The organism is uncultured Cyclobacterium sp. (assembly GCF_963976465.1).
Classification (GTDB): domain Bacteria; phylum Bacteroidota; class Bacteroidia; order Cytophagales; family Cyclobacteriaceae; genus Cyclobacterium.
Genome location: NZ_CAXBOC010000534.1, coordinates 1 through 3,586 on the forward strand (window position 1 = coordinate 1; position 3,586 = coordinate 3,586).

Genomic DNA, 3,586 nt, shown 5'->3' on the forward strand with positions numbered 1-3,586 from the left:
TGTAATAAAAGATTTTTATGTATTTAACCCATATCATTTATTATAGATGGCATTTTATTTATAAATGACACTTTTATTATAAATGATTTATCTTTTATAGGTCTCAAGGAATTCAAGGTCAACTGAGGGAAGTTATTCTAAAAGCTGGTGATGCATCCGTACTACTCCATCCTGAAAATGCCAGGAAAAGCAGGTTCCCTGATTTTATAATAAGAATTGTAATCAAAAGAAATCAAACCTTTTTGGAAGCTTAGGAATAACACAAAAAAATGGATAAGGCCGGTAAATTTGGAAGCGAATAGATCTGCTAATCAATAACGAAAATCGACTTTACTACCTATTAATCAAAACTAAGGATCAATGGTCAGAAGCCATTAAATTGAATTAAAAAACTACGGTCAGGTTTTGGTGATGGCTTCTTCTAAATTATAAAGGGCTACGATGACTTGCATCAGCGCTGCTGTCCTTACCGCTTCTTTTTTTGAAGCCGGCGATTCGCCTATATCTAAAGAACCGGAGGCAATTTCGGGACTTTTTTCAAAGCGTAACAACTCCTCAGCATAAAAATCCATAAGCAATTGATCTTCTTCGTCTTTAGGCAAGCGACCCAAGATCCTAACAAATGCTTCCCCAATTGCCGCTTTCTCGTCTTTCATTTGATCGACTAAATTTTCAGCTAGCACCCTTGATGCTTCCAAAACCAAAGGATCATTGAGCATGGCCAAAGCTTGCAAAGGGGTATTGGTACGGTTTCTATTGACTTGGCAAATGTCACGATTGCTGCCATCAAAAATTAAAAGCGAAGGAGGAGGCAAAGTGAGTTTAATAAAGGTATATATTCCTCTTCTATACAATTTGTCTCCCTTGTCTTGCCGGTAAATATTCAACTCTCCTCTTCCGGAACTGGAAGCTTCCCAAAGTCCTTCCGGTTGATATGGCTTAACACTTGGCCCACCCAATTCTTCAACCAGCAAACCACTACTGGCCAATACCATATCTCTGATTAATTCCGCGTGCAAGCGCAAGCGTGGGAAACGTGACAAGTAAGTATTGTCCGGGTCAATGGCCAACATTTCTTTGCTTACAGCTGAAGATTGCTGATAGGTGGAAGAGCTAACGATTAGTTTAATAAGTTTTTTGATGTCCCAACCGCTTTCACGAAATTCCACAGCCAACCAATCCAATAATTCAGGGTGAGTTGGGAGTTTGCCCTGCATGCCAAAGTCTCCGGATGAGGGCACCAGGCCCACACCAAAAATTTCCTGCCAAATAAGGTTGACAAAGACCCTTGATGTTAAAGGATGGTCCTCAGCAAAGGCCCATTCTACCAATCCTAGTCTATTTTTGGGCAAGTCTTTTGAAAATGGTTTGATGATGTCCGGTGTTTTGGGGCTTAGTGCTTCGCCCGTTGGCGCATCATATAAGCCCCTGTCCAGGATAAAAGTGGGACGAATCGAATCCTTTAAGTCTTGCATGATGGAAACGGCTACTTTATTGGTATCCGGATGATTGATAAAGTCCAGAATTCCTTCCGTATCCTCAGCATCAACCCACATCAGCGGTGATTTGGCGCGCACCGGAGAACCTGCTCCTCCTTCAAAACCCTTTTCGGGGGTGTTGTTAAAAAAAGCATAAAGGTTATAATAATCTTTCTGAGAAATTGGATCATACTTGTGGTCATGACATTGGGCACATTCCATGGTCATGCCCAAAATCACCTTGCTAAAGGTATTGGTTTTGTCCAAAACATATTCCACCCTGTACTCTTCATGAATTACTCCTTCCTCCTCAGTGATTTTATGGTTTCTATTAAATGCTGTAGCTAAAAGTTGTTCCCTGTTAGGCTCGGGAAGCAGGTCTCCTGCCAATTGCCATTTTAAAAATTTATTATATGGGAAATTATCATTAAAGGCATGAATAACCCAATCCCGATAGGGCCATTGGGTCCTGATATTGTCATTCTGATAACCAAATGAATCCGCATACCTTGATATGTCTAACCATAACAAAGCCAATTTCTCTCCATAAGCAGGTTTGCTGAGGTACAGGTCAATCATTTGCTCCCAGGATTTTTCACCTGAATTGAAGCTCCGCACTTCTTCAGAAGTGGGCGGCAATCCCGTAAGGTCCAGACTTAACCTTTTTAACAAGAAATTCTTTTCTGCTTTTGGATTGGGTGTAAGCCCATTTTCTTTCATTTTTGCCAAAACAAAACCATCAATGGGATTGTGATTCCATTCCGATAGAGCCGATTCGGGTATATCTTTCTTCACAGGTGGCTCAAAAGCCCAATGCTTTTCGTAAACGGCACCTTGGTCTACCCACTTCTTAATTAATTGCCTTTCCTGATCCGAAAGGCTTAAATTGGATTCAGGGGGAGGCATTTTTTCAGTATTCTCCTCAGAAAAAATTCTTGTAATTACTTCAGATTGATTGGATTTAAGGGAGACAATCGCATGGCGATTTGGATTTTCTTTGAGAGCTGCATAGGCTCCATCTTCCGTATCCAGCCTTAACCCTGCTTCTCTTTTATTGGCATCAGGACCATGGCAGGCAAAGCAATTGTCAGATAATATAGGTCTAATATGGAAGTTATAACTAACTTGATCAGAAATTGAAGTTTCCTTGTAGGTATGCTCGTTTGAACAACTATTTAAAGCCACCGAAGCTATAAATAGCACCATAAATATTGATGAAAAAATTCCTTTGTTTTTCAATCCTACCGGGTTTATATTAATTACATTTCTAATTTAATGGTTATCAAGCAGATTGCCAACACATCTTCTGTTGCTGTCTTTAAAAAGACCTAATTTATAAGAATTTTTATTTGGTAAATTTTAAAGTTACACAAAAAAACCATTATCTACACCTTATAAGAATGTCGGCATAAGGGTAATAATGGTTTTTATTCAACTCAAAAGGACAAGAAAGGCTTAACGGCAGTTAAACCCCATCCAATTCCTCAAACCTCCACCGCTCATTGGGTGAGGTAGTATGTTCTCTTGCTACAATTTCTTCTACTTTCTTGATTATCTCGGGATTTTCTTTAGCCACGTCATGCATCTCCAAAGGATCACTTTTTAAATCAAATAATAACCATGTGGCTCCACCTTTTTGAACATTCAATTTTAAGGCTTTCCAATCTCCCATTCTGATCGCGATCTGACCACCGTAGGAAGGAAATTCCCAATAAAGAAATTCAGGTTGAGGCTGAGAATGACCGATTAAAGTAGGATAAAAACTAGTGCCATCTGTTGCAGATTCTAAAGGTTTCCCGGCTACTTCAGCTAAGGTGGGCATTACATCATAAAAAACAGAGGCATGGTCACTAACCGATCCTTCTTTGATTTTCCCTGGCCAGGAAGCGATCATTGGTACTCGAATCCCTCCTTCATAAAGGAATCCTTTACCAAAACCTTTTTCTTCTCGAAACGCTCCCCCACTATTAAACCATGGAGAATCTGTTCCCCCATTGAAGGTAGGACCATTGTCAGAAGTGAAAATAATCAATGTATTTTCATATAGTCCCTTACTTTTTAATTGTTCAACAAGTTCCCCTACTTGCTCATCCATATAACTAACCATG

The 3,586-nt window shown here is 39.7% G+C and carries 2 protein-coding genes; both read right to left on the minus strand.

The features are described 5' to 3' along the window. Positions 1 to 398: 398 nt before the first annotated feature. The gene (locus AAC037_RS21705; RefSeq protein WP_339905564.1) at positions 399 to 2,684 is read right to left on the minus strand and encodes a PSD1 and planctomycete cytochrome C domain-containing protein; all 2,286 of its coding nucleotides are present in this window, start codon (positions 2,682 to 2,684) and stop codon (positions 399 to 401) included. Positions 2,685 to 2,943: 259 nt separating this feature from the next. Next, the coding region (locus AAC037_RS21710; protein ID WP_339905562.1) for a sulfatase-like hydrolase/transferase at positions 2,944 to 3,586 on the minus strand (643 nt) is incomplete at its 5' end.